This is a genomic window from Leisingera sp. ANG-M1, from assembly GCF_000813745.1.
Lineage (GTDB): Bacteria > Pseudomonadota > Alphaproteobacteria > Rhodobacterales > Rhodobacteraceae > Leisingera.
Map to the genome: position 1 here is coordinate 186028 of NZ_JWLC01000010.1, position 6682 is coordinate 192709.

Genomic DNA, 6682 nt, shown 5'->3' on the forward strand with positions numbered 1-6682 from the left:
ATGACTCTCAAGCCCCTTCTGGCCAGTGCACTGCTTGCAGCGTTTCTGGCCCCGGCGCCCATCCGGGCGCAATCAGACCAACCCCAAGGTCAAATTTACCGTCTTGAACCTGGTGGAACGCTCGACGGTTTGCTGGCGGAAGCAGGACTGGATCCGGTTTCTCGCACCCGGCTGACACAAGGCCTGGCCGAAGAATATGATCTTTCCCAGCTGCGTCCCGGTGTTGAGCTGGCGGTCAAACAGGACAAAAACGGCATGGCGAACTCATTTGCATTGAAGATAGATGCCCGAACCCGCTTTGTCTTCGATGCTGGAAACCCTGACAGCGTTATCCGCGAAGAATTGCCCACGCAAACGTCGGCATTGGCTGAGGAATTGGCAATAGAAGGTTCGGTCTATGCTGCGTTTCAAAGGGCCGGTGTGCCGGCACAGTTCGCGATTGATCTTGCTCAGGTATTCGGAGCGACAGTGGATTTCTGGCGCGACCTGCGGGGCGGCGAGACTCTACGGGTCATGTGGCAGCAAGAAACCGGTGATGATGGGATCCCGGTCGGAGCGCCGGTGCTCACCTACGCGGCCTTGTCGTTTGGGGGAAGCCTGTATGAGGTGGCTTGGTCAAGTGAAGAATCTCCCCGCCAGCTTCTGTTTCGTGACGGCGAAGCACTCAAGACCTTCACGCCGCCTGTAGCCGCTGCGCGAATTTCATCACAATTCGGAATCCGGCGCCATCCGGTGCTGGGAGGGATGCGTATGCATAAGGGTGTCGATTTCGCGGCGGCGCGCGGAACTGAAATTCGGGCCACGGCTTCTGGTAAAGTCAGCTTTGCTGGGCAGCGCAAAGGGTATGGCCGTGTTGTTGAGGTGCGCCATGGCAGCACTCTGATGACCCGGTACGCCCATTTGGACAGAGTTGCGGAGGGAATCCGCAACGGGGTTTCTGTGGATACGGACAGCGTGCTGGGTACTGTCGGCTCGACTGGGCTGACATCCGGGCCCAACCTGCATTTTGAGGTGCGTGTTGATGGCCGTCCAGTGGACCCTTTATCCGATGAACGGCTAGCTGGAATGCAAACGGTAAACCAAGTGAAGAGCACTTCGATCCTTGAAACACGCCGAATCCAGTTCGCCTTTTTGAATGGCCCGGCCTCCTAAGGCCTTGCCATTCATGAGAACCGTTTCTGTAAGATCGCATTCAGACCTTCGGACAACAGCACCAGAGCGATGATGGCAAGCGTGACAGTTGCAGCCTTGTCGTATTGGAACGAACGCACGTAGGTCTGAACGTACAGCCCGATGCCGCCGGCGCCCACGATGCCTAAGATCAGGCTTTCGCGGAGGTTCAGTTCAAAGCGGAAGACAGTGTCGCGGAGCACCACTGGTGCCATCTGCGGCCAGATCGCCCACCGCAAAAGTTGCGCCCGGCTGGCACCTGCGCTCTCCAATGCAGCAAGTGGTGCGGCACCTACATTGTCGATTGCTTCAGCATAGAATTTGGCCAGCATGCCGGTGGCATGAAAAGTGATTGCAAGAATACCTGGCAGGGGGCCTAGCCCGACAGCCCCCACCATCAGCATCGCCACCAGGATCAGCGGGATCGACCGGATCACTGCCAGCAGCGCCCGTACCGGGCGCCAGATGGCTGAGGGCACAAGGGTCTCGGACGCAAGCACAGCCAGCCCCGCCGATAGCACGACCGCAAACAGCGTCCCAAGAATGGCGATCCTCAGTGTCTCGGCCAGGCCTGTAAGGACCTCCGGCCAGACCGAAAAGTCCGGCGGCATCATCCGGCCTAGAAATTCTGTCAGCCTCGGCCCCGCTCCGGGCAGTTTGTCCAAGCCGATATCAGCGTTTCCCGCAGCCCATAGCACTGCAAGCCCGAGTGCGATCCAAACCAAGATCCGGCTCATCAGCCGACCACCCGCAATCCGTCACCAGGTGCTGTGCCATGGTACAAATTTCGGATGTCATCGTTCCCGACCATCGCGGAGGGCTTGTCAAACAGCACCGCGCCTGCCCGCAATCCAACGATACGGCCGGCAAAGCGCCGCGAAAGCTCTGGCTGATGCGAACTGAAGACAACAGCGATACCGCGATTTTGCGCTGCATTGGTGATCAGTTCCAGAATGCGTTCGGCGTGGGCCGGGTCAAGGTTGCTGACCGGTTCATCCGCCAGGATCAACTGTGGCTCCTGCGCCAGGCAGCGGGCGATGGCCACTCTCTGGCGCTGACCACCTGAAAGCTGATCTGCACGGCGCTGTGCCAGCTCCGTCAGGCCGGTGTCCTCCAGCGCGATGGCTGTCTTGAGGTGATCCTGCGCGCTGTAGCGCCCCCAAAGCGACGGCCAGAGGCGCATTCGCCCTAGCCGCCCGTTTATCGCATTCTGGTAAACGCTCTGCCGGTCGACCAGGGCGAATTCCTGAAAGATGAAGCCAGTCTCTAGCCGGGTTTTTCGTTCTGGAGCCCGATCATTTGGAAGCCGGTTGCCCAGCACCTCAGCCCGGCCGCGCCAACCCCGGACCCGCCCATCCAGCAAGGCCAGCAAGGTCGACTTGCCTGCGCCCGAAGGCCCCAGCAAGGCCACACATTCCCCCGGCGCCACCTGCAGCGACACATCCTGCAGGGCCTCGGCGCTGTCAAAGCAGTGCGACACAGCTTGGAGGCTAAGCGCTTGGGTCATTTTAAATAGCCGTAGCGGCGCGCCATCTGCCTGACCCCGTCATAAACCTTGGGATCCGCTGCCACATAGCCGTCTGGGCCGTAGAGATAGGCCAGCAAATACCGGTTCTCAGCCTGGTTCAGGCGCAGCATGGCTTCCACGAAGCGGGCCTGCAGGGCCGCATCCAGGCCAGGCCGGGCAATGATGGCATGGCTGGGAATCTGCTCGCTTTCGCCCAGCACCCGGATCTCGGCCTGCTGCTCGGGCGTCAGATAAAGATCGGCATACTGGCTGGCGCCCGCAGCATCCACTAACCCGTTGGCCATAGCTTGCATTGCCTGCTGGTAACCACCGGCAAAGAACTTCTGGCCAAAGAACCGGTCCGCATCACCCGCGTCCGCCACCAGTCCTTCGCGCACAAACAGGTCGAGCGGATAGAGATAGCCGGATTCCGACACCGGGTCGGCAAAGGCGATATCGCGGCCCTGCAGGTCGGCCAGCGTCTCGATGCCGCTGTCCTTGCGCACAAACACCCGCCCCGCATAGCTGGGCTGGCCGCGATAGACCTCGGACAGCAGCGGCACCGCGCCAATCTGATCCTCGGCCAGCACAAACGGCAGCGCCCCCATGAAGGAGATATCGGCGTCGCCGTTGCGCAACGCCTCCACCGCAGCGGCGTGATCAAAAGTCACAAAACCGGTGACCGGTACTTGAAGTTCCTGCGACAGCCAGGCGGTGATCGTTTCGATATCGCCTAGCAGCTTCTCCGGGTTTTCCTGCGGGATAAAGGCCAGCTTCAGTCCCTGCCCGGCAGAGGCCAGTGCAGGGGTTGCAACAGCAGCAGCCGCGGTGGTCAAAAAATTACGGCGCGACAGCATCAGAACATCCTCCCGTCAATCTCATCCTGCATGGTTTTGAAGACCTCCCACTGGCGGCCGGCCTCAGCCCAGTCGCCCGCGGCGCTGGCATCGCCGACGCTGCGCAGGATGGCGGCAAATTTGTAGATCTCGGGCTTGGCGCTCTGATTGGTCATCACGCTGGCATCCGCCGCCAGGTCCGGCGCCACGGTATCGACCAGCACCGCAATGTTCGCCGCATCGCGCAGCGGGATCAGCGTGTCCAAGGTCGAGGCAAAGGTGGTAAGCTCCTCCCACGACAGACGAAACACGCTGTCGCGGCCTTCAAAGCGCTGGTAGGGCTCCTCGCCATCCCCCACCGCCTGCAGATAGGCCGTCAGATCGGCGCGCTGTTCCGCATCCAAGCTCAGGCCCTTGGTCTCGTTGAACCAGTCCACAACGCTCGCCAAAGTCGGCAAGGCGCCGTCATGCATGTATGGCGCAGTAAAGTTGACGTTGCGCAGGGTCGGGGTGTCAAAGGCGGTTGCGGTGCCGCCCGGGAACGGCGGCTCGGCCGAGCCGATGTCGTAAGCCCGCCCGTCGCGGAAGAACCGGTCCGGCGTGTGGCAGGAGGCGCAGGACCGGTCCCCAAGCCCGGCAAACTGGGTGTTGAACAGCACTTCGCCGCGTTTTGCCGCCTCGGAGGCCATGTCCGTCAGCCGCCCCGCTTGGTCGATCTGCGGGTTGGGCAGAAAGTCAAAGACGCGCAAGTAAGCGACCATCGCATCGAGCTGAAACGGCGTTGGCTCCGCCCCGGCAAACTCGGTCACAATCACATTGCGTACAAATCGGCGCAGGCTCGGCTCGCGCCCATCACGCCCGTAAGGCGCGGTAAAGCGGATGCCGCGCATCGACGGCGTGTCCAGGTGATCGTCCTCGCGGTCATTGAACATCGGATTGAAGAAGGAGCTGTCCACATCCATCCCGCCGGCATGGCTTGAGAGACCGGGAATGAAGAAATCCCGGTTCACGTCGGACCGGTTGTGGCAGGTGGAACAGGCAATGCCCAAGTCACGTGCCGGATAACCGAAGATCTCGGGGCTATCGAACAGCATGTCGCCATAGGCCACCAGCGGCAGGTTGGCCTCATCTTCGCCTGCCTCTTCAAACTGCAGCACCAGCCGCGGCAGGTCGCGCTGATCAGCAATGTTGGAGCCTGGCGGCAGCGTGGCCGGCAGCACCGCCGCCGTGCCCGCGCGCACCGCGGTTTCCGGCAGCGGGGTCAGCTTGCTGCGTTCCGCAAAGGAAGTTGGCAGATAGCTGGCTTCAATATACTCCGTAATGACGGCCTGTGCCTTGGCAAACCGCACCGGATCAGCGTCTTGCGCGCCATTGCCCAGAACACCGGAGCTGCCCAGAGAAGAATTCAGAACCAGCCAGGCGCGGCCCAGATCGCGCGCGGCCTGTTTATCCGCTGCCAGGATGCCGTCTTCGAACGCACGGTACAGAGCCGAGGCCTGCGCAACCTCAAATGCGGCCTCGGGCTGGCCAAGCATCGCTTCGGCCTTCTCAAGATGCTTAAGAATGCCGTTGGCCAATGCCGTGGTAGCGGCCGCAAACAGGGCCTGCCGGTCTTCCGCAGCCAGTGCTGCGCGAATGTTCCGGGCGTCGCGATCCGATACCCGCGACAGCGCCTCCACCGCCACTGCGCTGCCGGGCGCCGGAGCAGTCCAGTTCTTTTCAATCTTGTCCCAGGGAACCGGCGTCAGGTTCGCCATGAACAGGCTGAGCCGGTAGGCAGCGGCCCGCGGCGCCCAGGGGGCTTCTTCAATGGCCGTGGCGCCCGCGTTCAGCGGAAGCAGGCCGATCAGGGCGGATGCGATCAGATATTTCATAGTCCAGTCTACAAATATTAGCCTAGGCTAAATTTTGTAGAAAGCCCTATACCGTTGTCAAGCCCCGCGTTGCTGGTGCATATACGTTAAGGCGCGCAATTCAGGGTTCCGCACCCGCAATAGCTACCGTGAGCAGAATGACAGACCAGAAACCACAACCTATCGGCCGCAGCGCGGACGACCACGCCAGCGGATTCGAGGCCGCCCGCGCCGCCCGCCAAAGCGAAGTTGTTGAGGACTATGTCGAACTGATCGCGGAACTAATCCACCAGAACGGTTCAGCAAGGCCTGTGGAGATTGCCGAACGCCTCGGTGTGACCCAGCCCACGGTTTCCAAGAACCTGAGCCGGTTGAAACGCGAGGGTTTAATCGAACAGGAGCCTTACCGCTCAATCCGTCTGACGGATGCTGGACGCCAATTGGCCGAGGCTTGCCGAAAACGCCATCGGATTGTGGTGGAGTTCCTTGTCGCCCTGGGCATTTCCAAAGATGTAGCCGAGCACGATGCCGAAGGTATCGAGCATCATGTTAGCGAAGAGACCCTTCGTGTCTTCAAGGCATTTTCACGGAAGTAGGTGTGCCCATAGCGAAGTGACAAACGGGAAAGCCATCTCCCCACATTCAGCTCCCTGGAAGGCCCATAGGTACAAGGCCTTTCTACCGCAAAGCGTCAGCAAGTTGCTGAAGCATCAGCGGCGCTAATAGGCGAGGCCAGCTTGAAAGCTGGAATGCAAGCTGACTTGCAGCAAGGGAAAATTTCGGCCAACTGCAAATTGTAAGGGCGGACAAGGGCTGCCATTGATCGGGAGTCTCGTCGCTGCAGTGAGGCTGCCCCGAAGCGGGCATTCGTAATCAAGTGCAGCATTTCAAACCGACCGACACTTCAGTTGACGTTGCCGCAACTCGCCGCAGCCACAACCAGCTTATTGATTCAGTGTCGGTTTTGCACAAGGGCAGCCACATGGTTTTCATACCAGCTTCCACCACATTTGCTCAGGCGACTTCTGAAACTCTCCGCTCTTCTCTACCAGTTGATTGCATCTGAACTATCCATATCGAAGTCTAAATCGTCACAGAGTGTTTCCGCTCCCTCTCCATCATCAGACAAATTAACTACCGCATCAGACCCGTTCTCATCGGTTCCTTCCACTATAGCATCCATCCAGTCTGTACTTTCTTCGAGTTCGAACTCGCCTTCATCAGCTGAGTGCAAACTTGCGGAGTTTGGGCCTTCTTCTAAGTTCCCCCCACTTCCGGGATTGCTGTCATCATAACCGTCGGCGTCGTTGCCGTGG

General features: G+C 60.2%; 7 protein-coding genes. 2 read left to right on the top strand and 5 right to left on the bottom strand.

Annotation, left to right across the window (positions count from 1 at the left end):
- Window positions 1-1152, top strand: coding sequence for a M23 family metallopeptidase (locus RA19_RS09705; protein WP_052261731.1), 1152 nt, complete (start codon window positions 1-3; stop codon window positions 1150-1152).
- A gap of 11 nt (window positions 1153-1163) precedes the next feature.
- On the opposite strand, the gene phnE is transcribed toward RA19_RS09705, so the two are convergent.
- From phnE to RA19_RS09725, 4 genes are read right to left on the bottom strand one after another with little or no spacing between them, the layout of a single operon-like run.
- On the bottom strand, window positions 1164-1907 hold the full coding sequence (gene phnE, locus RA19_RS09710) for a phosphonate ABC transporter, permease protein PhnE (RefSeq protein ID WP_052261732.1): 744 nt from the start codon (window positions 1905-1907) through the stop codon (window positions 1164-1166).
- Entirely contained in the window at window positions 1907-2677 is a 771-nt protein-coding gene (locus RA19_RS09715; RefSeq protein WP_039162027.1) for a phosphonate ABC transporter ATP-binding protein, read from the bottom strand. Before RA19_RS09715 ends, phnE begins: the two co-directional genes overlap by 1 nt.
- Entirely contained in the window at window positions 2674-3534 is an 861-nt protein-coding gene (locus RA19_RS09720; RefSeq protein ID WP_039162029.1) for a phosphate/phosphite/phosphonate ABC transporter substrate-binding protein, read from the bottom strand. The genes RA19_RS09715 and RA19_RS09720 overlap by 4 nt, the downstream gene beginning before the upstream one ends.
- Window positions 3534-5387 carry a cytochrome c peroxidase gene (locus RA19_RS09725; protein WP_039162031.1) on the bottom strand — a complete coding sequence of 618 codons (1854 nt, stop codon included), beginning with the start codon at window positions 5385-5387 and terminating at the stop codon, window positions 3534-3536. The genes RA19_RS09720 and RA19_RS09725 overlap by 1 nt, the downstream gene beginning before the upstream one ends.
- A 137-nt stretch (window positions 5388-5524) precedes the next feature.
- Between RA19_RS09725 and mntR the strand changes: the two genes are divergently transcribed.
- Window positions 5525-5962, top strand: coding sequence for a manganese-binding transcriptional regulator MntR (gene mntR, locus RA19_RS09730; protein WP_193748250.1), 438 nt, complete (start codon window positions 5525-5527; stop codon window positions 5960-5962).
- A 449-nt stretch (window positions 5963-6411) separates the two neighbouring features.
- On the opposite strand, the gene RA19_RS26965 is transcribed toward mntR, so the two are convergent.
- Window positions 6412-6682: hypothetical protein (locus RA19_RS26965; RefSeq protein WP_193748251.1), on the bottom strand; the 271-nt coding region annotated here is incomplete at its 5' end.

Bases quoted from the DNA above. Each gene is read 5' to 3' on its own strand.
- RA19_RS09705 (WP_052261731.1), top strand. From the start codon at position 1: ATGACTCTCAAGCCCCTTCTGGCCAGTGCACTGCTTGCAGCGTTTCTG.
- phnE (WP_052261732.1), bottom strand. From the start codon at position 1,907: ATGAGCCGGATCTTGGTTTGGATCGCACTCGGGCTTGCAGTGCTATGG.
- RA19_RS09715 (WP_039162027.1), bottom strand. From the start codon at position 2,677: ATGACCCAAGCGCTTAGCCTCCAAGCTGTGTCGCACTGCTTTGACAGC.
- RA19_RS09720 (WP_039162029.1), bottom strand. From the start codon at position 3,534: ATGCTGTCGCGCCGTAATTTTTTGACCACCGCGGCTGCTGCTGTTGCA.
- RA19_RS09725 (WP_039162031.1), bottom strand. From the start codon at position 5,387: ATGAAATATCTGATCGCATCCGCCCTGATCGGCCTGCTTCCGCTGAAC.
- mntR (WP_193748250.1), top strand. From the start codon at position 5,525: ATGACAGACCAGAAACCACAACCTATCGGCCGCAGCGCGGACGACCAC.